The sequence below is a fragment of the Clostridium sp. 'White wine YQ' genome, assembly GCF_028728205.1.
Classification (GTDB): domain Bacteria; phylum Bacillota; class Clostridia; order Clostridiales; family Clostridiaceae; genus Clostridium_T.
In genome coordinates, this window is record NZ_JAQYUU010000001.1 from 2,362,077 (window position 1) to 2,388,448 (window position 26,372).

Genomic DNA, 26,372 nt, shown 5'->3' on the forward strand with positions numbered 1-26,372 from the left:
AATAAAAAGTAGAGGATTTCCCTCTACTTTTTATTTATATAATTTATTTCACTATCTTGCCCAATCATGAATAGCTTCTCTTAAGGCTTCTAGTCCATAAGTATTCTCATATTTTTCTTTTTTAACTCTTTCTAGTCTAGTTATATTTCCATAAGAGGTTTCTAATGATAACTGTTCATCTGAGGTTAATACCCATATAGTTCTGTAATTAATAGGTTTTACGCTAAGTTTCTTTTCACCAACTCCATCGGTAAAATAGATCAAAACTTCATTTCTTAAATTATTATCTTTAATGTATTGAAATACTGGAGAAAAACAAGTAGAACCATGCTTATCTAATCTAGGTTTTATATCTTTTATAGAATTTAACTGATATATCCTTCGGATTTCTTTATCACATTCAATTACTTGTATAACCCCTAGTTTATTTTTACATAATGACAATATTTCTTTCATGATGCTTTTAACTTCACCCTCACTCATTGATGCAGAGATATCTATTGCTACTATTATCTTTGGAATGGAATTAGGGAGCTTGCCTCTTATATCCAGTCTATTAGGCTGTCTTCTATCTTTTCTGGTTATAGTCTTTTTATATCCAACTCTACTGCTGTTTATTACATTTCTTAATAACTTCTGCCATACTATTTCTTCTTTTTCACTATAAGCTAGAATCATTTTTTCTATATCTTTAGGAGCCTTCCCCTTATATGCACTAATGGAAGTTCTTTTATTTATATCCCTTAAATTATCTAAACTTAATGTACTTTGTTCCCATGAATCATGAGCCTTCTCTAAGTCAACTTCATTAGCAAATATATCATTTTTATTCTTAACAACATTATTTTTTCTTAAGTTTATTACCTTTTGTATCTCTGTTGCATATTGCTCAATTGTCATATCTTCATTTAACTGCAGATTATATTCTAAGTTCACCGCATCGAGTTTTTTTGCAAAAAGCGGAAGATTTTTTATAAACTGATTAATTGATATGTCCATAGCAATGTTAATTGCCAAAGAAGATACCTTGTTTTTTAGACTTCTCTCTCTTTCATAATGATTAAATATTATATGATATATTTCATGCTTTATTAATGCCCCAACCTCCTTTGAAGTTAGAGGAAGTATCAAAAAAGGATTATAGTACATTAAATATCCTTCTGACGTCGGCACCGTAGAAATCGGCCATGTTATATTGAAATCAATTCTTCTCTTTGCCTGTATTATAAATTGCCCAAAGAAATTATCTTCTCCTGATAAAAGACTTATATTAACTTCTTCTATTATGCTCCAAAATCTTCTTACAAACTCCTCTGTAAATTCTTTTGGAGATTCCATTTCATAACACTTCTTTAATAACCATTTACTTTCCTCTTCATAATTCATATCATTTATCACCCTCACTATCTTGAGTATATATCAAAGAAGGCTTCTAAAAACTCCTCATTATTTAGAAATTCTAAATATAAATCACTAGAGCAATCATTTTTAATTTCTTTCATAATTCCTAATCTTAAATCCTTTGGATAAAGTTTTAATACTTCTGAAAATATAGTGATATTTCCTTTTCTGTTTTTTAGATCTTCCAAATAACTCAAACAATTCTTTGAAATAATATATAGCCTTGAATGGTTTTCTCTTGAGATTCTATCTTTAATATCAAATGTTAAAATATCCTCTTTAAATATATCCTCTGGTTTAATAAGTGGATTTTTTATATTATCTATAAAACTTATAAAATCTCCTGCAATAGCTACACCTATATTTCCCTTAACAAGATTGTAAAAGATATTTCTTGAAACTGATTCTTTGTTCTTTAAAAATATTTTATACCCCTTAGACACCCTTTCCCAGCTTCTTGGTGTTGCTTTTATATGATCTGCTGCATTAGGTGTATGTAGATAATCTGGAAATGAAGATAAAAATTCTATTATATGTTCATGAATTTCGCCATCTGTCATTGCCCACTTGAGCCATTCTTTGATATCTACCTCCATCTGTATCCATACAAATCTATCCTCTTGAGCTGGATCCATGTCCACAACCTGGTATTCACTACTCTCAAAATCATCATATTTATTTGATGGATTCATAGCTGCAATAACATAAACATCTTTATGTAAGTTATATCCGTTAATCTCTCTATTTAAAATTAAATTCATTAACTCTTGTTGTACGGTATGCTCACATCTATTTAATTCATCAATAAATAAAAGAACTTTATGGCCATTATCAATAAAATTATCAACCTCAATTAACTTGGAATGAGTAGCATACTCGGTAACATTTCTTTCTATTGTTTCATTGCCTAACACAAACTTCCTTTTAGATACTGTTGGCAATCCACCTATTTCTCCTTCTTTTAGCAAGTTTGCATCAATAGATACCAATGACCATCTATTTTTAATTGCTAATTCCCTAATAAGTGATGTTTTTCCTATTCCACTTTCTCCAATTAACAAAGGTACGTCTCCAGCTTCAATAACTAATTCAACTGTACTTAATGCATCTTTAAAATTCACTTCTCTCTTCCTCTCCATAACTATAGGTTTTTTATAGGAAACTTAATTTATCCATACATAAATAAATTATTAGTTGAACTTAAAACCCTATAGTTATTCAACATGATATTCAAACTTAATTCTAAACTGATAACTTATAATCTACCAAAAGCATTTTTGCTTTTTTACTTCCATAGTTATTGATAAAATTAATCTTATCCATTTCAATAATTTCTAGATTTAGAAAATCAATTAAATACTTTTCATCAATTACTTCATCTTTAAGCTTTTTAGTTAACACCTCTATAACTAAATCTATTTCAATGTCGTTATACACATACTTAACTACATTTATATTATCTTCTATAAAGCATTTAAGTTCCTCGTAGGTATAACTTATGTAATTTATTGCCTCTTCACTTATTTTTATTGCCTTTCTCCTGCATTCTAAGCTAGGATTATCCACAAACCTAATGGCTCCCCAGTATGTATCAAGTGCCTTTAGTATAACTTTCTCTGATGGATTTTTTATATATTTAATTGCATCATAATCTTTTTCTACCGAAATCAATTGAATTTCTTCTGAAGGATCTTTTACAAATTGAATTGCCCATCCCTTAGTTTTAACTGCTTCTTTAATAACCACCTCAGAAGGATTCTTTATTAACTTTAATGAATTCCATAAACTCTTTACCCCTAATATTTGTACTTCTTCAGCTGAATCCTCAATATATTCAATACTCAGTGGGTTATTCCTCACTGCTTTTAACTGAACTGCCACTGATGGATTCTTTATATATCTAATTGCTGTACCATTTTTCCCGACAGCTAATAATTGAAGTTCTTCAGATGGATTTTCAATTTCTCTTATATATATTGGATTATCTTTTATTTTAATTTCATAACTGTTCATATTAAATTTCCTTTCATAAATTCACTTTAATACTTTATTTGTATTCCTTATTACTTAATATTAATTATTAAGAATATTATATATAATAAAGGCTTCTCAATCTATAGGGTTTTAAGTTAAGTTTCCTATAAAAATCCCTATATAATCATGAGTTGCCTTTATATATCTAACCTTCTTTATACTTATCAATATCTCTATGTATAGAAAATAATAAACTATTTAATTCCCATACCTCACCATCTTCAATAAGTTTATTTAATGAAATCTGATACCTACTAGCATCGGCAATTCTTCCTAAACTGGTTAATGTAAGTATACTACTCATTATGCTTGATATTATATCTGATTTTACTTCAAAAAGTTTTTGTGCATCCTTTATTTCATCCTTTATAAATAGCATTTCCTCATCTAACCTAAAAGCTGCATCAGCTGCACTCTTCAATTTTTCACTTATTTCTATTGGTTTTTGATGCTTATATTTATAATTAAGTGAATGTTCAATTGTAGCCCAAAAGTTCATTGCTAATGTTCTTATCTGAAGTTCAATTAATAATTCCTTTTGTCCATCAATCATATTTACTGGATACTTAATTATCATATGATAGCTTCTATATCCCGAAGGCTTAACATTTTTGACATAATCTTTTTCATATAATATCTGCATATCTGTTCTTTTTCTAAGAAGCTTTACAACTGTGTCAATATCATCAACAAATTGACACATTATTCTTATTCCACCTATATCCTCAAGCTCATATTCTAATCTATTTAAAGGTATACCAAATTTATTTGCTTTTTCTAACATTGAGGATACTTCTTTTACTCTACCAGTTATAAACTCAATTGGTGAATATTCATTTTTTCTTCTATATTCTTTTCTAATACTTTTTAGTTTAACCTTAATTTCTTCGACTGCCTGTTCATAAGGCATCAAGAATTTTTTCCAATCACTTATTGCCATATTATATCACCTATTCTCAAATTCTACATTTATTATATCAAAATATTCCTCTTATGATAATTAAATTTTGAACGATAATATAATATATGTTAATATATACTTAGAGGTGTATTGCGATGAATGATATTTTTTCTGGATTAGAAAACCTAGGTTTTGATGACCTAAAGAATTTAAAAGTTTATGATGAAGCAAAAAAACAAGAATCAGTACAAAATAAGGTAAAACAAGTTTCACAAGAAGATTTTTTATTTGACAAGCAAGTTTCTTGTCCAGTATGTGGTACCTCTTTCAAAACCCCTACTTATAAAGTGAATGGGCCTAGAAAAAAGGGACAAGATACTGATTTATTTATTCATTATGATGTTGTTAACCCCTATTTTTATGATGTCTGGGTTTGCAACAGTTGTGGATATGCAGCAATGAAAGCTGATTTTCCCAAAATAAAATCATTTCAAAAGGATATTATACTCTCTTCAATAACTCCTAAATGGAAAGGGAGAGAATATCCTAACGTCATAGATGAAAAGTTAGCTATAGAAAAATATAAACTAGCGCTTGTTAATGCAATATATATTCAAGCTAAAAATAGTACAAAAGCTATGATTTGCTTAAAAATAGCTTGGATGCACAGAATGCTTAATGATAAAGAAAATGAGTTATCATTTCTGTCTCAGGCCTTAAAAGGATTTAATGATGCTTATAGCACTGAAGATTTTCCAATCTATGGCATGCAAAGATATACTGTTATGTTTTTGATTGGTGAATTAAGCAGAAGAACTAAAAATTATGACGATGCAATGCGATGGTTCTCTCAGGTAATTACTACTCCTGGAGTTCCTGAAAAGGTTAAGAACTTATGTAGGGATTGTAGGGATCTTATACGAGAAGAATTATCTGATTCTCAAAAATAATATTTTTACTTAGGAGGCTTTATTATGGGATTTTTTAACAACTCAAAGAAACAGAATATCGAAGAAGTTTATCAAACAACTAATGAAAATGTAGAGGTTACTCCAGTGGTGGAGAAAAAAGCTGACTCACAAGTTTTAACATCAATAAAAAGTGAAATCCAGTCACTTCAAGGGAATTCAGATACTTTTAATTCATCTATAAACAATATAGATAATACATTAAGTTCTCTAGCAGATTCTTCAGTAAAACAAAGTCAAAACATATCAGAAGTTACTTCTTTTGTTGAGAACCTACGCTCATCAATGGAAGAATTAGCATATAACGTTACAAATGTTCACATAAAAGTTCTAGATACTGATGATGCTGCTGGAAAAGGTATCAGCACAATCACAACTCTAGACGGCTCACTTGAAGAATTAAAAAATGCATTCAATGTAAGTTCTTCTACTGTAAATGATTTAGTTGGCAAGCTAGAATATGTTAACTCAATTACAGATTCTATAAGTCAAATAGCAAATCAAACCAACCTTTTAGCTCTTAATGCTGCTATAGAAGCTGCTAGAGCAGGAGAAGCTGGAAGAGGTTTCTCAGTTGTTGCAGGAGAAGTTAGAAAACTAGCAGAAAATTCAAAACAAGCTGTTCAAAGTATAACTAAATTACTTGAGGAAATAAAGGTTGACATAATAAGTGCATCTAATGCTATAAACGGAGGAAATGATGCTCTAGTTTCTCAGGAAGAAGCTATTTCATCTACTAAAGATTCATTTAATAGCATAAAATCTTCTATTAATGATGCAACTCAAGAAATAGAGGTATTCGTAGAAAACCTTACTACTGTTGCTGCAAAAACTTCAGAAGCTACTGATCAAGTTAAAGACTTAGAAACATTAACTTTAGAAAATGCAGCTTTGACTCAAGAAATAGCAGCTACATTAAAAGAGGAAGCTCAATCTTCTTCAAGCATAAATGATGGTTTAAAGAGAATTGCTAATTTAATTGATTAGCATATAAACAATATATATTATTTTATATAATTAAATTTTCCTTGGCAAAAAATAAAAAGAGAAAGGTAACCCTTTCTCTTTTTTATTTTAATTTTTAAGTCTCACAAATAGATTTTACAATTTTAATAATCTTTTCATTTTTTACCTTATAAATTATTTCTAGACCTTTTCTTTCTCCATGAATTATACCAGCTGCTCTTAGTTTTCCAAGGTGTTGAGAAACTGTTGATTGTGGCATATTTAAGCACTCTTGCATTTTGGACACATTACATCCACCGTGTTCTGCTAAGCCCTTTACTATGCATAACCTTACTGGGTGTGCTAAAACCTTTAATATCTCACATAGATCTTCCAATTCTTTATAATTTAATTCCATAATATCACCCCAACTAATCTCCATGTTTTTTTCTCATTGTAATCTAGTATATTCTTATACTATGATATACTAATTTAACAGACAAGAAAAAAATCAAATAAAATCAAAGTATTTTTATTGGATTAAAATCAATATAATCGCATGAAGTCATAATATATTCAATTCCATCTTTTTCTCCACTTAGTACATTCCCTAATGAAGGTCCATGAAGATGTCCATATACAACTTTTTTAACTCCATACTCTTTGAAAAGACTAACAAATCCAGATTCATTAAATTTCTCATTAGTTGGCGGGTAATGAATCATACAAATTATATTTTCAAAGCCTTTACTTTTAGCACTATCTAAAGACAATTTTAATCTTATAAGTTCTCTGTTATATATTTTTTCATCTTTTTGAGAGAATTTTTCACTACCTGGGCATATCCATCCTCTTGATCCACAAATAGCCCATCCATCATATTCAAAAAAGTTATTCTGTATAAAATTCATATTATCATATAATGAATTTAATTTTTTTATTCCACCCCACCAATAATCATGATTACCTTTAATTATCACTTTTCTTCCAGGTAATTCGTTTATCCAATTTAAATCCTCTAAGCTTTCGTCAGTTTTCATTGACCAAGATATATCACCTGCGATTAAAACTGTATCTTCATTACTTACATTCTTAATCCAATTTTGTTTTATCTTTTCTTCATGCTTTATCCACTTATCTCCGAATATATCCATCGGCTTATCTGAATTAAATGATAGGTGTAAGTCTGATATTGCGTATAATGCCATGTTAAGTCACCCTTTACCTATTTAATTTACTTTCGATTTTTATTATCTAAGTCTGTAATAAAAGCAATTACATGGGCTACAGCTTCATATAAATCATCAGGTATTTCATTACCTACATCAACATTGCAAAGTAAATCTGCTAATTCTTTATTAACTACTACTGGGACGTCATTTTCATGAGCTTTTTCAAGTATTTTCTCTGCTACATATCCCATTCCAGCTGCAGTAACCACTGGAGCATCATAATTCTCTTCATATTTTAAGGCAGCTACTTTTCTTTTATGATTCATGGTTAGTCTACACCTTTCTATCTAAAATAACTAAATTTGTTGAATTGAAAAATTCCCTTGAATTTGTAAGATTAACCTCTTCAATGGATTGAGATACTACTACCTCACTATTATATCCTAGTGAATTCAATGCATTCATTAGATTCTTACTCTGTTTTTCAAAACTTTTAATATATTCTTCATTACATTTTAAATCAATATATAAGTTTTTGCCTTTTAAATTTAAGAAAGCATCTACCTTGCCCAAGTTAACTGTATTAACGGATACTACCATTTTAATATTAGTAGAGTCTATTTTCTTACCTTTACCTCTCTCATCTTTGATAATTAGCTTACAATCATATTCTCTTTCCTTAAGCTTTAATGGAACATCCATATAATAATAGTTATTGCTAATTGAGTTAAATGTTTTAAATTCATTCAAATTATTTTTTATGAAGTCTAAAGCTTTTGTAAATACTTCCTTCTCGCTATCACCTGACTTAGTTGCTACAATTAATTCTCTTATTAAATTTTTAACTTCAATACTTTTTTCCCTAATTGAATCCTTAACTAGTTCATTTGTTGCCTTAATATTATTTTTTATCACTTCTTCATTTTTATCTGTGTCTAAAGAAAATATATCTTTTATTTCTTTAAATTCATCACTATCTACATTATAACCTTTATGTTTAAGTTCATTTGCAATTTGTTTTAAATCTTTGGTATTTAAGTTTTCGATACTTTTATTATTGCCTTTTAAAAATGTTTCTACTTCTTCTTTAAAAATATCTTTTGTTAAAACCTTTTGAGAACCATCCTTCAGGTTCCCTTGTGAAACTTCTTCATCATCCGTAGCTATGGCTGCTTGCGTATCACTTTTATTTAATAATGATTCACCTTTAATTATTTCTTGTTTTATTCCATCTATTATTTCTTCTTTTATTCTTACTTCTGCTGCAGTACTTTCCCCTATTTCACCAGACATCTTTTTAAGGACATCAAGCATGCTGACTTTCTTTTCTTGAACATTATTTGCATAAATCTCTTTAGGTAAAATAGTTCGATTATTTTTTGGTTCCCCAGTATCACTATTACTTTTATCAATATTCACAGAATTATTATTGACACTTTCATCTAGTGTCTCAAAATTCGAATTCTTTTCTATTTGTCCATTAAGGAGCATTTTTTCGATTGATTTTCCATTCTTAAATAAGTTATTATAACTTTTTATATTTTCTTCAGTTAACTCAATGTTATTTTCTACCATTGTTAATATATCACTATGATCTATATTCTTAAATTCTTTAAAAAATCCTTCCAACGCGGTTCTTACTTCCAAAGCTTTTGGAGTACCATCTGAAATATTTTTACTAGCCAAAAAATTATTAATAAATTCATTAATCTCATCACTATTAACTTTTGATTGGTCATTAAAATAAAATATTGAAGAAAATTTTAATATATTCTCCCTCGTTAATGGTATATTAAATTTCACTAAATTCTTTAAAACGTCAATATCATTTTTAGCCAATCCTTCAGATTTAATTAAAGCTTGCAATGGATCCTGTTCATGGCTTGTACCTTTATTTTCATCTGCTACTAATTTCAGCTTAAGTTTTCCCTGGTCAAACCCCAAAACTTGAAATTTCAAGAGCCTGTCTAATTGCTCTGGAGTTAGTTCTCCATCTAACTGCGCAAGGAACTGCCAACCATCTAATAATTTAATTGTAAATTCACCTTTACCATCACTATTCTTAATTATTCTACCAGAAAATTTTTCTCCTACTTCAAAAGTTAACTTCGAAGATAGTCTTTTAGCTCCTACAGAATAAACAGAATTTATATTCCAAACTCCAGGCATAGTAATCCTCTCCTAAAAAATTAATATACAATATATATCGTATAAAATTATAAAAAATTGAAAGAGGATACACTTAAGATTTTAATATAAAGACGTTATATATTCCTAAAGTGATCCTCTAATATTTGAATAAATTTTATTCTACAACTATCCTATTGTAATTCTTTTTACCTCTTTTAATTAATGCAGAACCTTCTTTCACATCCTCTTCAGAAAATTCTCTTTTAAAGTCTAAAACTTTTTCTCCATTAAGGGTTAATCCACCTTGTTCAACTAATCTTCTTCCCTCTTTCTTTGAAGGTATAATCGCAGTTTCTACAAGTAAATCTAAAAGAACTTTTCCAAAAGCATCTTTTCCTACTGTCACTGTTGGAACATTACTTAAGTTATTTCCTGATCCAAATAATGCTTCTGATGCTTCTTTAGCCTTCTGAGCCTCTGTTTCACCGTGTACCAACTTTGTAATTTCATAAGCTAATACTTTTTTAGCTTCATTAATTTCTGCATCTTTTAAACTACCTAAACGTCTTACTTCTTCCATAGGTAAAAATGTAAGAAGTGCTAAGCACTTTTGAACATCAGAGTCCCCAACATTTCTCCAGTACTGATAAAAGTCATATGGAGAAGTTTTTTCTGGATCTAACCATAACGCACCATTTACTGTTTTACCCATCTTTTGGCCTTCACTGTTAGTTAATAGGGTGCATGTCATTGCAAAAGCATCTTTAGCTGATTTTCTTCTTATAAGTTCAACTCCAGCTATCATATTTGACCACTGGTCATCTCCACCTAATTGCATTTTGCAATCATATTCTTTATTTAATACATAAAAATCATATCCTTGCATAAGCATATAATTAAATTCAAGAAACGACAACCCTTTTTCTAGTCTTTGTTTAAAACACTCTGCAGTAAGCATTCTATTTACAGAAAAATGAGTTCCTACTTCTCTTAAGAAGTCTACATAATTTAAGTTAAGTAGCCAATCAGCATTATTTACTATTAAAGCTTTTCCATCTTCAAAGTCAATAAACTTTTCCATTTGTTTCTTTATAGATGTTACGTTATGCTCTATTTGTTCTTTAGTAAGCATCTTTCTCATATCTGTTTTCCCACTTGGGTCACCAACCATTGCTGTACCACCACCCAAAAGTGCTATAGGTCTATGTCCAGCCTTTTGCATGTGTGCCATAAACATCATGGCTATAAAATGCCCAACATGTAATGAATCTGCTGTAGGGTCGAATCCTATATAAAAAGTTATTTTTTCCTTCTCTAATAATTCTCTTGTTTCTTGTTCATGAGTAAATTGTTTTATATACCCACGATCCATAAGTTCGTCTAAAATCATTGCCATTATACTTCCTCCTAATAAATGCGCATATATACCTAGTATATAAATAATTCAATATTTTATCAACAAATTCTGATACTAAAAAATGGTCAAGGCGATTATTTCTTTGTGAGTAAAATAAAAAAGCCCTCTTACAGGCTTTCTACTAAGTTACATCCATTTTCTTTGATTGATAATATTTAAAATAGATGTAACCTAGTTTTATATTAAAGAAATTGTTTTCAAATCTAACTATAGCTATAACTATATTGCCTTATAAATTCAGGCACGTCATTACAATTATGATTTAAGTTTACAAAAAACTTAACTCCAAACCTCCTACTTAAATTTCTCATCTTTTCGAATAATAACTCAGCTCCATTAAGTTCATTACCTCTAACAATGTTTGAAAGACCATCTACATAAATATATTCGATGTCATAGTTTTCGGAAATTAGACCGCATAAAAAACCATAAAAGCTTTCGTAATCCTTTAAAGTAAAATCTTCAGTTGATATAAACCGTATTTTTCTATTTAGTGATAACATTGTCCTGTTATCATCATCAATAAATACCGAATCTCCTTTAGCATCTTCTAAATTGTCATTTGCTAAGTTTATAAGTTTTTTGGTTTTTCCTGATCCTCTTTCGCTGCAAAATACTTGAATCATTCTTACCACCCCTTATATTTATTTAATTGGTATAGGGGTAAAGCCCTACACCTAATTTTCACAAATTGACCATCCTGGAAAAATGACTTTAAAAACTTCTTCAATCCTAGAGTTAACAAACTTTACTCTACCCTTACCATAAAAGGCTTTTTTCATTATATTAAATCCATCCACGCCTTGTGAGAAGCGCTTATGTTCATCTAAAGTAATCATTTTTTCATATAACCATATATTCCTTTTTAAGTAGCTAAAATTATCTTGATAAACTTTTGGATATAGGAGGTTTCCTGGACTCATTACCTCAATAGATTTATGACCTATAACTACATCTATTCCTCTATTTATATGAGTATAATCTCTATATAATACCGCGTTTTTTAAAGCCTCAAGTATTGGCTGTTTAGGATATTCGTTTGGTAAAACCTCATTAATCTTCTTTTCACTTTCATCTATTATATTCATAAGGTTACCTGAAATAACTACTGTTTCTTCCTTATTTTCTTTGCTTAATACCCTAATTGTAACAATATTATTTGGTATGTATAAATAATTTATATCTGAGAAAACTAATAATCCACCTAGTGAGCAAAAATAATTATCGGAATCACCATCTCTTACTATTATTGATGCACTTTCCAAAAGGAATTCTCTATTTTCATCATTTATGATTATTCCCTTCTTTTGAAAATATTTATCTACTAATTTCATATTTAAAGCACTAATATTACTACGTATAAGAGGAAATGCCTCTAAAACTATGTTCAAGTTCTCTTGAAAAGCTGATAATAATTCCTCTTTTCTCATGACATCTGTTGTAGACCCTCTCCTTATATAAAATGCTCCATTTTCTCTTATTTGATATGGTTTTTGCTGCCCATCATATATAGTTATTACTCCTATATTCTTTTTTTCAACCTCAAAAAAATCTACTTTTATAGGAATTGGAGTTTCACATCTAGATGCTACTATTTGCTGAATTTGCTCTTCACTAAAAATATATTCTTTCTCAATACCAATAATATTTTTAGTTTTATCCTCAACTCCAACAATTAAGTATCCTCTTCCCCCTTTAGAGTTTGCAATAGCGCAAATATCCTTAGCAAGCTCCTTTTTGCCGCTATCTGTGCCTATATCTATCTTTTGCTTAAAGTCTAACTTTATTCCCTCTTCTTGTTTAATAAGGGTCATTAATTTTCTTCTATCCATAACTTTTCCCCTTATATCCTTCTTATATTCATTATATTATATAATATAAATAATTTATATAAAAAGTCTACTAATATAAAATAAAAAGTGATTAAAAGTAATTTAAATTACTATTAATCACAATTTTAATAAACTCTTTTATCTAAAATTTACAAACTGAACTGCTATGCCAAAATCCTTCTGTTTTACTAGTCCAATCACTTCCTGTAAATCATCCTTATTCTTTCCTGTTACTCTTAGCTGATCTTCCATTACTTGTGTTTGAACTTTAATTTTAGATTCCTTAATTGAACTTTGAATCTCTTTTGCTTTTTCTTTAGAAATTCCATTTATAATATTAGCTGTAACTTTTACTGTTCCTAAACTAGCATTATCAATTTTGCCAATATCAATGGCTTTAGGAGAAACTCCTCTCTTAACAAATTTAGCTTTTAATATTTCTATAACTGTTTTCAACTTATATTCATCTTCTGAATGTATTTTTATTTCATCCTTTAATAACTCAATAGAAGTTTTGCTTCCTTTAAAATCATATCTTTGACTTATTTCCTTTAATGATTGATTTACAGCATTATCTACTTCTTGCATATCAACCTGTGAAACAATATCGAAAGAATAACTACTTGCCATATTTCTTCCCCCTTGGTAAATTATTGATGTTATATTAAATAGTTTAAAATATTTATTATGTATATTCAATAGTTATAGAGAATTCTTTGTTTTTGAGGTTCCTTCAATATTTAAATCTACATCAACTATTAAATCTGTTAATCTAATAGGATCTTCAATTTCTACTTTAGAGTATTTTTTACTTAATTTACTCTCTACTTGGAATATATCAATATTTTGGTTTTTGTATACACTAAATACTTGTGAAAGATGCTTTCTTATATTTTCTGCTTCCCAAGTTTTAATATAATTAATAACATTTTCATCTACTATGAGTTTTCCTTGAGCTTCTGCTATAGATGCATTTATTATTATTTTTTTTAAAAGTCTTACCCTTTGGCCATCATACTGAATATCAGTTTTAGTTTTACTTTTTAAAATTTCTAAAGTTACAAAAGTATCTCTATCTTGTGGATTTCTTACTTCAAGAGTGCCAGACTTTACATTATCTCTTAAAAAATTGAAGCTCAGACCTTCATCTTCATTAATATTTTGTACAAGTCTATCCCCTTTAAATACACCTCCACCAGAAAGTTCTAGCTTTTTCCCTACAATATCTTCTTTAAACCTTAAGCCTCCTATTACAGTTGTTCCGTTACCTGCCATCCGCTCAGTTAAATAATCACTTGTATTCATGTACAATACTGTAGGAGTTGTTTTCATTTTCTGTGTTAATTCATTTAAATATAGCCCTAGATATTCATCATTATCTCCAAACTTAATTAATGGGTCTAGTGATCCATAATACACAAACATATCTGGTTTTACTAATAGTTCTTGGTCTTTTTCTATTAAATCTATGTGTCTTTTTAAGCCCTTTCTTGCAGCATTTTCTGTAAATATATATGCTCTATTTTGGGTAAAATTAATTTTGTATGAGGAACTTCTCCCAACATCCCGAATTGCCTCAAGAAAAGTCTTTCCTGTACCCGCATAGACTATTCTCTTACCTTTATCAGAACTTTCATTTGTGTTTCTGTAAGGATTTATACATTCCAAATATATTACAACATTATCAAACGGATCCAAGTCTAAAATTGCCGAAGTCACAAATGTAACCTTATTTATATCTCTATAGTTATAGCATCCTGTAGATGCTGCCATAAGAATCAATGTCATTACTAATCCTATTATCTTCTTTAGTTTTCTCACTATTTATTCCCCCTTACTAAATATTCTTCCAGATATCTTTCTTAAATCACCTCTAAAGATAATATCCTTAAATTCATGACTTTTAGTCGTACCTAGCGGAAATAAATAACTATATCCAGTTGTTTTTAGTGAAGCCAAGTGAGCAATCAATACCATTTCTCCAATAGTAAATCCTATTAATCCATAAGCTGCAGATAAAATCACAATAATAATGGACCATATAGACACTGCTCCATATACTTTTGGTATCAAGAAATAACTAACGGTACTTATTGCTACAACTAAAATAGTTGTTCTCGACGCTAATCCTGCTCCTACTGCTGCATCACCAAGTATCAATGCAGATACTATACTCATGGCCCCTCCAATTGGTTGAGGCAATCTTAAGCCCGCTTCTTTTATTAATTGAAAAAATACCATCATTAGAATGACTTCTAAAAATGTTGGGAATGGAACTCCCGCCCTTGCTACTGCCAATCTAAATACAAACAAGGTTGGAATCATTCCATAATGGTATGTTATTATAGCAACATATATACCAGGCAAAAATGTTGATATAAAAAATGCAATCCATCTAAGGCACCTGGTAAAATTTACGAAGTATTTATTTAGATAATAATCATCTGGAGCTTGAAAATTTTCCAAAAAGAAATAAGGAACTGTAATAACAAAAGGTGTTCCATCAACAATTACTGATACCCGTCCCTCCATGATCTTCGAACATACTTCATCTGGCTTTTCTGTATATCCTACAGTATCAAAAACACTCTTCTTTTCCTTAAGTTCATTTTCTATGTAGTTTGTATCTAATATAAAATTATATTTTATTTTCTTTACCTTACGTTTTACCTCTTCAACTAAATTACTTGGGGCAATGCCATCCATATAGCATACGCAAATGGTTGTTTGAGATTCTGTTCCCGCAAACATTACTTCAAATTTCAAGCTAGGATTTTTTATTCTTCTTCTGATTAATGCTACATTATCAACAAGTGCTTCTGCAAACCCCTCTCTAGGACCTTTAAGCACTGACTCTGTAACAGGTATTCCTACACTTCTCCTAACAAAACCTTTAACTTCACAATAAAGCATTTTTTCATTTTGACTAAATATAAGTACTACGTCACCCATTAATATATGTAATTCAGCATCACTAATATCTTTAACGTCCCCAGCTAAATTAATATCCAAAACTTTAGTTAAAAGGTCTTCAGTATTACTAATATTATTTCTTTTAGCTATTAGTGGTTTAATAATATACTGGCTTATGAAATCAGATGAGCACAAATCATCTATAAATACCAGTGTAGCTTTTCCAATTGGTGTCTCAATTTCTCTATACTTTACATCAAAAGCATTATTAAACTTCTCCTTAATAATATCTAAATTATTCTTGCTCATTTCCCTCACCTACTCTTTATTATTTTCTTCCATAGGGTTTAATATTCCCCAAAATAGTAAATACTATTTCAGAATAAAATTAAGAAGAGGTGGACTAATTTGGATAAAATAACAAGTAAACATTTTATGTTTTTTATTATATGTTTGACTATGCTCTCAATAAAATTATATCCTGGTCTAGTTATTGAGTGGGGGGGAAGAGATGCCTGGTTGTATACACTTATTGCCGGGTTAATACTTATTACTGTTGGTTATATAATAATAAATACATTTGTCAAATACAATATTCCAGATTTAAACTTTCTTTATATTAAGTCCTTTGGGAAATCCTTTGGAACTATTTTTTTATTGCTCTTTTCAGCAGTTTTATTTCTGAATTGCTGTGAAAGTATAACAGCTTTATCTAGTGCTATTCATACAAATTTATTTATAGAGACCCCTTTGTTTTTTTCTTATTTATTTTTAATAATACCTTGTATTTATATGGCTTCAAAAGGCTTCGACAGTATTTTTAAACTTGCATTGGTTTCAATAACATTTATGCTTATATGTACATTTCTGCTAATAATACTTGGACTTCCATATAATAAATATTTAAATGTGACTCCTATACTAGAAAATAAATTAAATCTAAATTCATTTTTTAGCATACTCTATGCTTTGGGACTTATGTCAACCCTTGGAATTTCTTTGCCATATATAAAGAATATTTCAAAGAAAAATAATTTAAAATCCCACTATTTTATAGCTATTATTATCGCATTAATAATTATTGTCTACTCAGTCTTTAATATTATTTGCTCCTTGGGACCAATAAGAGCTAATAACTTATTTTACCCAGAATTCATTCAAGCACAAAGGATTTCTTACGGCGGATATGTTGAAAGTGGTGAATTATTTGTTTTAATGCAATATATGCTTGGATTTATTATTAAATATTTATTATGCATATATGGAATATTCTATATTAATGAAAGTAAACTCACTAATAAATTTAAATTTTTCACCATCATATCAATATTCATATTCTTGTTTTGCTTTTATTTTAGTAAAAATACATATAATTTTATTGTAGAATTAAACTATCTATCCTTGGCTAATTTAGTCGTAATTTTGATAATTCCACTAATAGCATGTATGCTTTTTAAATTTAGCCATAAAGCCAATTAGTAGAAATTTTTTCCTTAAAAAATATTGTTTTTAAACACTGATATGATATAATATTTTTGTACAATATATGGGAAATTTTTAATGATAAATTTTTACTTTCTTAATATCTGGAAGGTTAAAATTATATCTAAAATGACCCTACAGATTTTTAAGGAGGTCCATAGATATGGAAGATAAAACTTTAGTATGCAAAGATTGTGGAAAGGAATTTGTTTTCACTGTTGGTGAACAAGAATTCTATAAAGAAAAAGGATTCGAAAATGATCCTGTAAGATGCCCTGAATGCAGAAAAGCTAGAAAAGCTCAAAAATTCAACAGAGACAGATTCTAATTCTTTTAAGAGCCCCTTGCCTAATTAGGTAAGGGGCTTGTATTTTAATAATAAATTACTTTAATCCATCTCTTTTTAACTATAGAAACTATTTGAATAGCTAGCTCCACTCCTATGGCCCCTGTTATATATCTTGAATTATTTCTGACACAGTTTGAATTATTATTTTATATGATGGAATACTAAATACATAATGCTTTAGGAGGTGTTGTGTATGGTTTTTTTTAGATGGATTGGTGGATTCGTATTATTCTTTTGGATTTTAGGACTTATTTTCAGAATTGGTGGCTATGCTATTAATTTTTTATTAGTTTTAGCTGCTATCGTTTTTATACTCGATGCCTTATTCGGAAGAAGAAAAAACTATTAATTCCTTTCGTTGACAGTCTTCTTTCATAATCATATAATATATAGTATAATATAATACTAGTTGATTCCTATGAAAAGAAGTAGTAAGCTTAATAACTTCTTTAAAGAGAACTGTAGATGGTGAGATTACAGTATGTAAGATTAAGCTGAATGGATCTTTGAGGTTTTTAGCTGAATTATAAGTAGGCTAGAACGATTGTTCTACGTTAAAAGAACAAGATATATTTGTATCTTATTAAGAAGAGTTCTACTCTAAAAGATAGGTGGCACCGCGTTTTATACGCCCTATGGATAAAATCCATAGGGCTTATTTTAATTTCGAGAGGAGAAATACAATGGATGATAGAAAAAAAGTTATCTTTAGTGGTATACAACCATCTGGTGATTTAACTTTAGGAAACTACTTAGGAGCATTAAAAAATTGGGTAAAGTTACAAGAAGAATATGATTGTTATTTTTGTGTGGTTGATTTACATGCAATTACTGTTCGCCAAACTCCAGCTAACCTAAGAAAAAAGACCTTAGAAATGTTAGCTATTTATATAGGTGCTGGTATTGATCCTGAAAAAAATACTTTATTTATTCAGTCTCATGTTTCAGCTCATAGTGAACTCTCTTGGTTATTAACTTGTAATACTTACATGGGTGAACTTGGAAGAATGACTCAATATAAGGACAAATCTCAAAAGTTAGGTGATTCTATAGGTTCTGGTTTATTCAACTACCCTGTTTTAATGGCTGCTGATATATTATTATATAATGCTGACTTAGTCCCTGTTGGGAAGGATCAAAAACAACACTTGGAACTATGCAGAGATATTGCAAATAGATTTAATAATACCTATAGTGATACATTTATTATACCTGACCCATATATTCCAACAACAGGCGCTAAAATAATGAATTTACAAGACCCATTAAAGAAAATGTCTAAATCAGATGAAAATCCAAATACTTATATCTTAATAATGGACCCCCCAGAGGTTATACGTAAGAAAATAAGTAGAGCTGTTACTGATACTTTAGGCAAAATTAATTACTCAGATGAGCAACCTGGAATTAAAAACCTAATAAATATCCTTTGTTCTATTAAAGGGATAACTCCAGAAGATGTAGTTGCTAATTATACTGATAAAGGTTATGCTGAATTTAAGAAAGACGTTGGTGATGCGATTGTAGATGAATTGACTCCTTTACAAGAAAAAATCAACAATCTCTTATTAAATAAATCGTATTTAGAAGAAATTTATAAAAATGGTGCTGTTAAAGCATCCTACGTAGCAAATAAAACTTTAAGAAAAGTTCAAAAGAAAATTGGATTAATTCCTAGATAAATAAAAAAAGAGAGTGTTACTCTCTTTTTTATTATACTCTTTCCCATGGCTTGGACGCTAGGTACTCTATAAATTCATCTCTTAAGTCTTCTTTTCTTAATGCATACTCTACTGTAGCTTGTAAAAATCCTAATTTATCTCCAACATCATATCTTCTACCTTCAAAATTAAAAGCATACATTGCTTCTTGAGATACTAATTCCTTTAGTGCATCAGTTAATTGGATTTCTCCTCCCTTTCCAGGCTCAGTATTCTTTAAAATATCAAATATTTGAGGAGTTATAATATATCTCCCTAATATAGCTACATCACTTGGTGTTTCCTCAACGTTTGGTTTTTCAACAAGATTTTTAACTTTATATACTCTATCTTCTATATGTTTTCCATCAACAATTCCGTATTTACTTACATCACTTCTAGGCACTGTTTGTACGCCTAAAATTGAAGTTTTATATTCATCGAAGCATTCTATCAATTGCTTTAAACAAGGTTTTTCACTATAAACTACGTCATCTCCTAAAAGAACTGCAAATGGCTCATTCCCAACAAAAGTTTTAGCACATAGTATAGCATGTCCTAATCCTTTAGGTTCTTTTTGCCTAATGTAATGGATATCAACCATGTCCGAAATATCTCTAACTATTTCTAATAGTTCTTCCTTACCATTCTTCTCTAATTCCATTTCTAATTCAACAGATTTGTCAAAATGATCTTCAATACACTTCTTATTTCTTCCAGTAATTATTAATATCTCCTCTATACCAGAAGCAATTGCCTCTTCAATAATATACTGTATTGTTGGCTTATCAACTATAGGTAACATTTCCTTTGGTTGAGCCTTTGTTGCTGGTAAAAATCTAGTTCCTAAACCAGCTGCTGGAATTATAGCTTTTTTAACCTTCATATCTTCATCCTTACCTTTCTAATTCTTTATCCTATATTAAAGTTTAACATAATAAGGATATTACATCAATATTAGCTAGTTATTCTTATTTAATTCTCTCTTCTTCACAACTGTATTATTCTTATTGTATAATAAAGATAAATAAATTAATGCTTTACAATATCAACGAATGGAGAATAGTTTATGTATAATCTTTCTAACAAAAAGCTTTTTAAAATTTTATGTTTCTCTCTTATTACTTTTTTAATTTCTGCATCTTTCATTTTACCAGCCAAAGCAATAAGCACTCCATCAATATATTATTCTATTGAGCAATCGCCTATTCATGTTGGTGATAACTTTGTAATTAATGTAAATGCAAAAAATATTGCAAACTTATTTGGTGCATCTATAGATTTATATTACGATAAATCATATATTCAAATTTCTAATATCATGGTTGGAGACATATTCAATAATAGTAATTCTACATACGGAAATCCAGTAATCGATTCTGCTAATGGAAAGATATCATTCTATTCAACTTTAATAGGTAATATTCCTGGTTTAAATATAACAGATGGAACTTTATTTAGAATTTATGGTAAAGCATTAAAAAATGGTACTATAAATTTATCTACAATTAATGGTGGAAGTTCCTCTCAAAGTATAAATACTATGCAAATTAAGCTATCAGATAGTAATGGTTCAAAAGTTAGTTTTAGTTCAACATCACTTAACTTAGGTATATTACCTCCAACAGGAGTTTCTAGATTAGGTGGAACAGATAGGTATGGTACTTCTACTGCTATCAGTCGTGAAGGTTGGCCAACTGGTGCTGACAATGTTGTTCTTGCATACGCATATAACTTTCCAGATGCATTATCAGCTGTACCTCTAGCTTACTCCTTAAATGCACCTATTTTGCTTATTGATCCTAATTCCATACCGAGCACTGTTCAGTATGAAATACAAAGATTACATCCAAAAAATATTTACATACTTGGAGGCGCTGGGGTAATTTCTTCTAATATTGAAACCTCATTAAAGTCGAGCTATAGTGTGTTTCGCTTAGGAGGCAACGATAGGTTTGAAACTTCAACAAAAATTGCCAAGCAAGTTATAAATAGTACTTCAAGTAAGACAGCTGTACTAACCACTGCATTAGATTTTCCAGATGCTCTATCTATTAGTCCAACTGCAGCATTACTTGGATATCCTATACTATTTACTACTCCAACTACTCTAGATCCTTCTACTCAATCATTTATTTTGAATAATGGCATTAATAAAATAGTAATTGCAGGTGGCTCTGGAGTTGTATCCTTAAATGTTGAAAATCAATTAAAAAATCTTGGTATAACTATCGACAGACTTGCTGGTCAAGATAGATTTAGTACTAGTTTAGAGATTTTAAAGGCCTATAGAAGTACATTTTCTGTTGGAAATGTGATTACAACTGGACTTGATTTTCCTGATGCATTAACTGGCGGTGTGCTTGCTGCCAAGAAGAGACTTCCTATTATATTGACAAATGGCAACTCTATTGATAGTAATATTATGAATTTTGTAAAGAGAGATGGTCCATCAAATTTATATGTTCTTGGAGGAACTGGATTACTTTCTGATGATTTTATAAATAGCATTAAATTGAATCAATAATACAGTTCATGTACTTTAAAATAAAAAGATGATTCCATAATTATGGAATCATCTTTTTGATTATAGAATATAATATATACTTTCTATTTCATATTAACTTGCTTATATATTTCTTCAACATAATTAAAGTTATTAATTATATTATAGTTATTTTCCACATATTCTCTTCCTGCTCTACCCATATTTTCTCTTAGTGATGCATCATTAATCAACTTAATAATAGCTTCTGCTAGTTCTTCTATATTTGACTTTTTGACAACTAAGCTTGATTTATTAGGATTAGTTGCCTCCATTAATCCCTCTTCATTTGATATAACTGTTGGAATTCCACAAGCTTCTGCCTCAATAGCAGCCACCCCAAAACTTTCTGAAATTGATGGAAACACTGCAATGTCCAGCGATTGAAATGTACTAATTACATCATCTTCTGATAAAAACCCTAAGAACTCAACTTCATTACTTAAATTTAAACTAGCTACTAATTCTTTTAATTCTTTTTCTAAAGTACCTTTTCCTGCAATTTTCAATTTAATATTCTTATCATTTACCTTACTCTTTACTATTGAAAAAGCTTTAATAAGAATATCTATACCATAAATTTTTTCCAAACTTTTAACTGTTCCTATAACAATTTCATTTTCATTTCTTTCTTTTAATTTAACTTTAAACTTATTTATGTCGACTCCAAATGGTGTTACAAATATATCCTTATCAGTATACTTACTAACTTCTTTTGCCATACAATTACTTGTAGACATTACGACATCAGCCTTAGCTAAATTATATTTTAAAAGTTTTCTGTGTATAGGACTCTTATTCGGAAAATCATACACGTCACTTCCCCATACTGATAGAACTAATGGAGAATATGATGCTAAACTTCCTAATAGTCCATAACTTGTTGCATAATGAGCATGAAGAATATCTGGCTTTATTTCACGAACAAGCTTCCTAACCATTGCTATTTTTTTTAAATAGTTCAACTTGAATAAATCATTTTTTTTAGTAATGTTATTACTATCAATATCTAAACTGTACACTCTAACATTATCTATAACTCCATCACTTAATGAAATAACACTTACTTCATAACCCTTCTTAACAAAACTTTCACACCACTTTTTTGTATGTGAACTATTAGCATTAGCCAAATAACAAATCTTCATAATTTCACCCCTATTACAAATTAATTATTTATCTTTTAACTAACTTTTTGAATAATTCATCAGCTTCTTCAACTTTAAAAATATAAATAAGAATAGCATATATGATCATCCCAAATACACCACAAATAAGTATCAGAATCATATTTCCAGTATTTCCTGCAGGAAGTCTATTTGTTAGTATTTGTTTAACCAAAAATATACCTATGCCCATAATTGCTGACGCAAAAACTATCTTACTTGATGCTCTTAAAATATCTCCACCATTAATACCATTGATTTTTTTCCTTAAATTATTTGCTAAAATTATTACTGTTACTATTGCCGCAATTGATGTAGATAAAGCAATTCCTCCAATATCTAGAACATGAACCAAAACTAAGTTACATGCTATATTTACAATAACACCTATAATTCCATTTTTCATTGGTGTTTTGGTATCTTTTAGGGCATAAAAGGCTCTACTTAGCACATCCCTAATACCAACAAAGGTAATTCCAATTGCATAATATATCAACGCCGTAGATGTCATCTTAGATGCAACTTCATCAAAAGCTCCTCTTTTAAAAATAACATCAACTATAGGCTTACTTAATATAATTGTAGCCACAGTAGTTGGAATCATAATTATATTAATATAATTAATTCCTTTGCTTAAATACTTCTTAAAATTCGCTTTATTCTCACTTTCTTGAGCAAATAGTGGATAAATAATAGTTATTACTGTCATAGCAAAAATTGAGTATAATATTGTATCTACTTTATTTCCATAGTCTAAAGATGATATACTCCCACTACTTAGTCCTGAGCCAACGCCTTTATCAACAATAGTATTTAATTGGTTAACTCCGGCTCCAATTATTACAGGTCCGATTAAATTTAATATTCTATGTATCCTCTTATCTTTTAAATTGATATAAAATTCATACTTATACTTATGCTTTAAAAGCCAAGGTATTTGTATTACTACCTCACCCAATTTTCCTATACAAGTTGCAATTGTTAGCCCCATTATGGTATGATCCCCAGAAAATAATATATATACGATAACTGGAATATTCATTGCAACCCCTACAAGTGCAGGCGCTGAAAAATCTTCTAGTGTTTGTAGTATTGCAGTAAATCCACTATTCATACTCATAAAAATTATATTCATCACACTAATTTTTGTTAATAAGACCGTTAAATTATAAGTTTCTCCACTAAAATTTGGAGCCATAATCTTTACAATAATCGGAGATCCAACCCAAGAAAGTATTCCTACCAAAATTGATATTACTAATACAACATTCATAAGATTATTTGCTAATCTAAACATGTTGTTTTTTCCTTCGATATTCTTTGTTTCTGTTAGTATAGGGATAAAAGTTGTAGAGATTGCTAAAGCAAATATAGTAAACAATACAGTGGGTATTGTAATTGCCATATTGAAAGCATCTGTTTGATATGTAGCTCCAAATTGCTTTGCTATAAGTGCATCTCTTAAAAAACCAATTACCTTACTAAATAATGTTATAATCATAACTATACTAGCTGATTTTAAAAACTTATTATTTTTCATTTTTTCCTCCAGTAATATAAAAATCCCTATATATAATAAATATAAATTTTCTTTTAAACAAATTCAAAGCTAATTATAACACCTGAAAAATCCTTTGTCCATAAATTGAATTCAATAAAAAAAGCAAGAAAATACTTTATCCCCTTGCTTTTTTAAATAGTCTATTTCATATCTGATGTAGAAAAATCAGTTAATGGAAATTCTACCGGAAGACCTGTTTTTCTAGACTTATATGCAGCTAATATTATTGACATAGCTTTTTTTCCCTCTTCACCATCAATTAATGGAGTTTCGTTATTATTAATTGAAGTAATTAAGTTTTCAAATAATGGTGTATGTCCCATACCATATACATTATCTATTTCTACCTTTAAATCTCTTTTTACTGCATCTTCATCTTCATTCTCAAATCTCCAAGTTTCTAGTTCATTTACTGCTAACCCACCAATAACAACTGTTCCTTTCTCACCAAAAACGCTAAGTGTTTCTTCAAGATTTTTTGGGAAAACACATGCACTACCTTCCACAATTCCTATAGCTCCATTTTTGAACCTTATTATTATAGCTCCAAAATCCTCTGCTTCTATACTTCTCATGAAAGTATCACATTGTGAGTAAACTGTTTGAATTTCTCCTCCTAACATCCATTGAAGTAAATCAATATTATGTATACATTGATTCATTAACGTTCCACCATCTAAATCCCATGTACCTCTCCAAGGAGCTTGTTCATAATATCCCATATTTCTATTCCAAAGAATCCTTGCAGTTCCATTGAATATCTTAGCAAACTTATCTTTTTCAATAGCTTCTCTCAATTTTTGAATTGGCTTATTAAATCTATTTTGATGACATATAGATAACTTAACGTTGTTCTCCTTAGCTGCTTTTATCATGTTATCCGCATCTTCAATTGAAAGTGCCATAGGCTTCTCTACTAGTACATGTTTCTTCTTATTCATTGAATAAATTGCAATTTCAGCGTGATATCCACTTTCTGTTGCGATAGTTACTACATCTATATCCTCATTGTCCAGCATTTCTTTATAATCTGCATATGCCTTAACATTTGTATACTCACTATTTAAATTTTTAATATATTCATTTTTTTTATCTTCAGCTTTAGATATATCAATATCACATGTTGCTACTAGCACTGCTTCTGCATGATTATTTACTAATGCCTCTACATGTTTATAAGAAATTCTGCCACAACCTATTATTGCAAATTTTAACTTTTTCATAAAGTTACCTCCAAATCACTTTAAAAACATTTTGCTATAGTTTTTAATATAATAAATAAATCTAAAAATACATTGCTCTTCTCTATATACTTTAAATTTAGCTCTAACTTATCTGGCATAATAGTATCAATGTAATATTGTTCTGGATTTTCCATTTCACCAAGAATATCATTTTCATCCTTATACCTTATTGATGCTAAATCAGTAATTCCAGGCTTAACAAGTAATACTTTCTTTTGCTCTTCTGAATATAAATTGACGTATCTAGGAACTTCTGGTCTAGGACCAACTAAACTCATCTCTCCAATTAATACATTTATTAATTGAGGTAACTCATCCAATTTATATTTTCTTAGAAATGCTCCAATCTTGGTTATCCTATTATCCTTACCAACAGTTATTTGTTTACCTAAACTTTCGGCATTTGGAACCATTGTTCTAAATTTATATATATAAAATTCTTTAGAATTCTTTCCTACTCTTTTTTGCTTAAAAAAAACATTCCCTTTAGAATCTTTTTTAATTATAATTGCTATTAAAATCAAAAATGGAGATATTATTATCAATCCCATCAATGATAAAATAAAGTCAAAGATTCTCTTAAAAAGGTTATTTATAGTTCTCATAACTCAC

The 26,372-nt window shown here is 29.2% G+C and carries 26 protein-coding genes and 1 other annotated feature; of the genes, 7 read left to right on the forward strand and 19 right to left on the reverse strand.

Annotated elements, in window-relative coordinates; all coding sequences use genetic code 11:
- Positions 1-51: 51 nt before the first annotated feature.
- The 4 genes from PTZ02_RS11730 to PTZ02_RS11745 form a co-directional block, all read right to left on the reverse strand.
- A complete protein-coding gene (locus tag PTZ02_RS11730) occupies positions 52-1,386 on the reverse strand; it encodes a vWA domain-containing protein (RefSeq protein ID WP_274227964.1) in 1,335 nt (444 codons plus the stop codon).
- 17 nt (positions 1,387-1,403) lie between these two features.
- Positions 1,404-2,522 carry an ATP-binding protein gene (locus PTZ02_RS11735; RefSeq protein WP_274227965.1) on the reverse strand — a complete coding sequence of 373 codons (1,119 nt, stop codon included), beginning with the start codon at positions 2,520-2,522 and terminating at the stop codon, positions 1,404-1,406.
- 121 nt (positions 2,523-2,643) lie between these two features.
- Complete coding sequence (locus tag PTZ02_RS11740) at positions 2,644-3,414, reverse strand: hypothetical protein (protein ID WP_274227966.1); 771 nt, start codon at positions 3,412-3,414, stop codon at positions 2,644-2,646.
- 166 nt (positions 3,415-3,580) lie between these two features.
- Positions 3,581-4,375, reverse strand: a complete 795-nt coding sequence (locus tag PTZ02_RS11745) for a GTP pyrophosphokinase (RefSeq protein ID WP_274227967.1) — start codon at positions 4,373-4,375, stop codon at positions 3,581-3,583.
- Between the two features lie 116 nt (positions 4,376-4,491).
- On the opposite strand from PTZ02_RS11745, the gene PTZ02_RS11750 reads away from it, so the two are divergent.
- Together PTZ02_RS11750 and PTZ02_RS11755 are read left to right on the forward strand one after the other, a co-directional pair.
- Positions 4,492-5,286 (forward strand): DUF2225 domain-containing protein, encoded by a 795-nt coding sequence (locus PTZ02_RS11750; RefSeq protein ID WP_274227968.1) that lies wholly within the window; start codon positions 4,492-4,494, stop codon positions 5,284-5,286.
- Between the two features lie 24 nt (positions 5,287-5,310).
- On the forward strand, positions 5,311-6,291 hold the full coding sequence (locus tag PTZ02_RS11755) for a methyl-accepting chemotaxis protein (protein WP_274227969.1): 981 nt from the start codon (positions 5,311-5,313) through the stop codon (positions 6,289-6,291).
- A 94-nt stretch (positions 6,292-6,385) separates the two neighbouring features.
- On the opposite strand, the gene PTZ02_RS11760 is transcribed toward PTZ02_RS11755, so the two are convergent.
- From PTZ02_RS11760 to PTZ02_RS11805, 10 genes are all read right to left on the reverse strand, one after another.
- Complete coding sequence (locus PTZ02_RS11760; protein WP_202769407.1) at positions 6,386-6,667, reverse strand: ArsR/SmtB family transcription factor; 282 nt, start codon at positions 6,665-6,667, stop codon at positions 6,386-6,388.
- Between the two features lie 103 nt (positions 6,668-6,770).
- Positions 6,771-7,457, reverse strand: coding sequence for a metallophosphoesterase (locus tag PTZ02_RS11765; protein WP_274227971.1), 687 nt, complete (start codon positions 7,455-7,457; stop codon positions 6,771-6,773).
- A 26-nt stretch (positions 7,458-7,483) separates the two neighbouring features.
- Entirely contained in the window at positions 7,484-7,747 is a 264-nt protein-coding gene (locus PTZ02_RS11770) for an EscU/YscU/HrcU family type III secretion system export apparatus switch protein (RefSeq protein WP_238882177.1), read from the reverse strand.
- A 7-nt stretch (positions 7,748-7,754) separates the two neighbouring features.
- Complete coding sequence (locus PTZ02_RS11775) at positions 7,755-9,590, reverse strand: hypothetical protein (protein ID WP_274227972.1); 1,836 nt, start codon at positions 9,588-9,590, stop codon at positions 7,755-7,757.
- 136 nt (positions 9,591-9,726) lie between these two features.
- Positions 9,727-10,947, reverse strand: coding sequence for a tyrosine--tRNA ligase (tyrS, locus tag PTZ02_RS11780; RefSeq protein WP_274227973.1), 1,221 nt, complete (start codon positions 10,945-10,947; stop codon positions 9,727-9,729).
- Between the two features lie 224 nt (positions 10,948-11,171).
- Complete coding sequence (locus PTZ02_RS11785) at positions 11,172-11,594, reverse strand: hypothetical protein (protein ID WP_274227974.1); 423 nt, start codon at positions 11,592-11,594, stop codon at positions 11,172-11,174.
- Between the two features lie 51 nt (positions 11,595-11,645).
- Positions 11,646-12,800 carry an AlbA family DNA-binding domain-containing protein gene (locus PTZ02_RS11790; protein WP_274227975.1) on the reverse strand — a complete coding sequence of 385 codons (1,155 nt, stop codon included), beginning with the start codon at positions 12,798-12,800 and terminating at the stop codon, positions 11,646-11,648.
- Positions 12,801-12,938: 138 nt separating this feature from the next.
- Positions 12,939-13,430 (reverse strand): YajQ family cyclic di-GMP-binding protein, encoded by a 492-nt coding sequence (locus tag PTZ02_RS11795; protein ID WP_274227976.1) that lies wholly within the window; start codon positions 13,428-13,430, stop codon positions 12,939-12,941.
- 72 nt (positions 13,431-13,502) lie between these two features.
- Positions 13,503-14,621 carry a Ger(x)C family spore germination protein gene (locus tag PTZ02_RS11800; protein ID WP_274227977.1) on the reverse strand — a complete coding sequence of 373 codons (1,119 nt, stop codon included), beginning with the start codon at positions 14,619-14,621 and terminating at the stop codon, positions 13,503-13,505.
- A gap of 3 nt (positions 14,622-14,624) precedes the next feature.
- Positions 14,625-16,022, reverse strand: coding sequence for a spore germination protein (locus PTZ02_RS11805; RefSeq protein WP_274227978.1), 1,398 nt, complete (start codon positions 16,020-16,022; stop codon positions 14,625-14,627).
- A gap of 99 nt (positions 16,023-16,121) precedes the next feature.
- Here PTZ02_RS11805 and PTZ02_RS11810 point away from each other — a divergent pair, with 99 nt between their 5' ends.
- The 4 genes from PTZ02_RS11810 to trpS all read left to right on the forward strand — a co-directional run bounded on the left by PTZ02_RS11810 (position 16,122) and on the right by trpS (position 19,226).
- Complete coding sequence (locus tag PTZ02_RS11810) at positions 16,122-17,192, forward strand: endospore germination permease (protein WP_274227979.1); 1,071 nt, start codon at positions 16,122-16,124, stop codon at positions 17,190-17,192.
- A gap of 166 nt (positions 17,193-17,358) precedes the next feature.
- Positions 17,359-17,523, forward strand: coding sequence for a zinc-ribbon domain-containing protein (locus tag PTZ02_RS11815; protein WP_274227980.1), 165 nt, complete (start codon positions 17,359-17,361; stop codon positions 17,521-17,523).
- 214 nt (positions 17,524-17,737) lie between these two features.
- Entirely contained in the window at positions 17,738-17,893 is a 156-nt protein-coding gene (locus tag PTZ02_RS11820; RefSeq protein WP_274227981.1) for a DUF5670 family protein, read from the forward strand.
- A gap of 60 nt (positions 17,894-17,953) precedes the next feature.
- Positions 17,954-18,183 (forward strand) — a binding site (T-box leader).
- Between the two features lie 44 nt (positions 18,184-18,227).
- Entirely contained in the window at positions 18,228-19,226 is a 999-nt protein-coding gene (gene trpS, locus PTZ02_RS11825) for a tryptophan--tRNA ligase (protein ID WP_274227982.1), read from the forward strand.
- Positions 19,227-19,257: 31 nt separating this feature from the next.
- Here trpS and galU read toward each other — a convergent pair whose 3' ends face one another.
- Positions 19,258-20,130: a UTP--glucose-1-phosphate uridylyltransferase GalU gene (galU, locus tag PTZ02_RS11830; RefSeq protein ID WP_274227983.1), complete on the reverse strand. Its 873-nt coding sequence runs from the start codon at positions 20,128-20,130 to the stop codon at positions 19,258-19,260.
- Positions 20,131-20,313: 183 nt separating this feature from the next.
- Here galU and PTZ02_RS11835 point away from each other — a divergent pair, with 183 nt between their 5' ends.
- Positions 20,314-21,771: a cell wall-binding repeat-containing protein gene (locus tag PTZ02_RS11835; RefSeq protein ID WP_274227984.1), complete on the forward strand. Its 1,458-nt coding sequence runs from the start codon at positions 20,314-20,316 to the stop codon at positions 21,769-21,771.
- Between the two features lie 83 nt (positions 21,772-21,854).
- Here the strand turns inward: PTZ02_RS11835 and PTZ02_RS11840 are convergent, their stop codons facing one another.
- The 4 genes from PTZ02_RS11840 to PTZ02_RS11855 all read right to left on the reverse strand — a co-directional run bounded on the left by PTZ02_RS11840 (position 21,855) and on the right by PTZ02_RS11855 (position 26,365).
- A complete protein-coding gene (locus PTZ02_RS11840; protein WP_274227985.1) occupies positions 21,855-22,937 on the reverse strand; it encodes a glycosyltransferase family 4 protein in 1,083 nt (360 codons plus the stop codon).
- A gap of 28 nt (positions 22,938-22,965) precedes the next feature.
- Positions 22,966-24,495 carry a murein biosynthesis integral membrane protein MurJ gene (gene murJ, locus PTZ02_RS11845; RefSeq protein ID WP_274227986.1) on the reverse strand — a complete coding sequence of 510 codons (1,530 nt, stop codon included), beginning with the start codon at positions 24,493-24,495 and terminating at the stop codon, positions 22,966-22,968.
- Positions 24,496-24,656: 161 nt separating this feature from the next.
- Positions 24,657-25,739, reverse strand: a complete 1,083-nt coding sequence (locus tag PTZ02_RS11850; RefSeq protein ID WP_274227987.1) for a Gfo/Idh/MocA family protein — start codon at positions 25,737-25,739, stop codon at positions 24,657-24,659.
- Positions 25,740-25,759: 20 nt separating this feature from the next.
- Entirely contained in the window at positions 25,760-26,365 is a 606-nt protein-coding gene (locus tag PTZ02_RS11855; protein ID WP_274227988.1) for a sugar transferase, read from the reverse strand.
- Positions 26,366-26,372: the final 7 nt, after the last annotated feature.

Bases quoted from the DNA above. Each gene is read 5' to 3' on its own strand.
- PTZ02_RS11785 (WP_274227974.1), bottom strand. From the start codon at position 11,594: ATGATTCAAGTATTTTGCAGCGAAAGAGGATCAGGAAAAACCAAAAAA.
- PTZ02_RS11765 (WP_274227971.1), bottom strand. From the start codon at position 7,457: ATGGCATTATACGCAATATCAGACTTACACCTATCATTTAATTCAGAT.
- PTZ02_RS11775 (WP_274227972.1), bottom strand. From the start codon at position 9,590: ATGCCTGGAGTTTGGAATATAAATTCTGTTTATTCTGTAGGAGCTAAA.
- PTZ02_RS11750 (WP_274227968.1), top strand. From the start codon at position 4,492: ATGAATGATATTTTTTCTGGATTAGAAAACCTAGGTTTTGATGACCTA.
- PTZ02_RS11790 (WP_274227975.1), bottom strand. From the start codon at position 12,800: ATGGATAGAAGAAAATTAATGACCCTTATTAAACAAGAAGAGGGAATA.
- PTZ02_RS11770 (WP_238882177.1), bottom strand. From the start codon at position 7,747: ATGAATCATAAAAGAAAAGTAGCTGCCTTAAAATATGAAGAGAATTAT.
- PTZ02_RS11755 (WP_274227969.1), top strand. From the start codon at position 5,311: ATGGGATTTTTTAACAACTCAAAGAAACAGAATATCGAAGAAGTTTAT.
- PTZ02_RS11745 (WP_274227967.1), bottom strand. From the start codon at position 4,375: ATGGCAATAAGTGATTGGAAAAAATTCTTGATGCCTTATGAACAGGCA.
- PTZ02_RS11820 (WP_274227981.1), top strand. From the start codon at position 17,738: ATGGTTTTTTTTAGATGGATTGGTGGATTCGTATTATTCTTTTGGATT.
- PTZ02_RS11740 (WP_274227966.1), bottom strand. From the start codon at position 3,414: ATGAACAGTTATGAAATTAAAATAAAAGATAATCCAATATATATAAGA.
- PTZ02_RS11850 (WP_274227987.1), bottom strand. From the start codon at position 25,739: ATGAAAAAGTTAAAATTTGCAATAATAGGTTGTGGCAGAATTTCTTAT.
- murJ (WP_274227986.1), bottom strand. From the start codon at position 24,495: ATGAAAAATAATAAGTTTTTAAAATCAGCTAGTATAGTTATGATTATA.
- PTZ02_RS11840 (WP_274227985.1), bottom strand. From the start codon at position 22,937: ATGAAGATTTGTTATTTGGCTAATGCTAATAGTTCACATACAAAAAAG.
- PTZ02_RS11835 (WP_274227984.1), top strand. From the start codon at position 20,314: ATGTATAATCTTTCTAACAAAAAGCTTTTTAAAATTTTATGTTTCTCT.
- PTZ02_RS11730 (WP_274227964.1), bottom strand. From the start codon at position 1,386: ATGAATTATGAAGAGGAAAGTAAATGGTTATTAAAGAAGTGTTATGAA.
- PTZ02_RS11805 (WP_274227978.1), bottom strand. From the start codon at position 16,022: ATGAGCAAGAATAATTTAGATATTATTAAGGAGAAGTTTAATAATGCT.
- tyrS (WP_274227973.1), bottom strand. From the start codon at position 10,947: ATGGCAATGATTTTAGACGAACTTATGGATCGTGGGTATATAAAACAA.
- PTZ02_RS11815 (WP_274227980.1), top strand. From the start codon at position 17,359: ATGGAAGATAAAACTTTAGTATGCAAAGATTGTGGAAAGGAATTTGTT.
- trpS (WP_274227982.1), top strand. From the start codon at position 18,228: ATGGATGATAGAAAAAAAGTTATCTTTAGTGGTATACAACCATCTGGT.
- PTZ02_RS11760 (WP_202769407.1), bottom strand. From the start codon at position 6,667: ATGGAATTAAATTATAAAGAATTGGAAGATCTATGTGAGATATTAAAG.
- galU (WP_274227983.1), bottom strand. From the start codon at position 20,130: ATGAAGGTTAAAAAAGCTATAATTCCAGCAGCTGGTTTAGGAACTAGA.
- PTZ02_RS11855 (WP_274227988.1), bottom strand. From the start codon at position 26,365: ATGAGAACTATAAATAACCTTTTTAAGAGAATCTTTGACTTTATTTTA.
- PTZ02_RS11795 (WP_274227976.1), bottom strand. From the start codon at position 13,430: ATGGCAAGTAGTTATTCTTTCGATATTGTTTCACAGGTTGATATGCAA.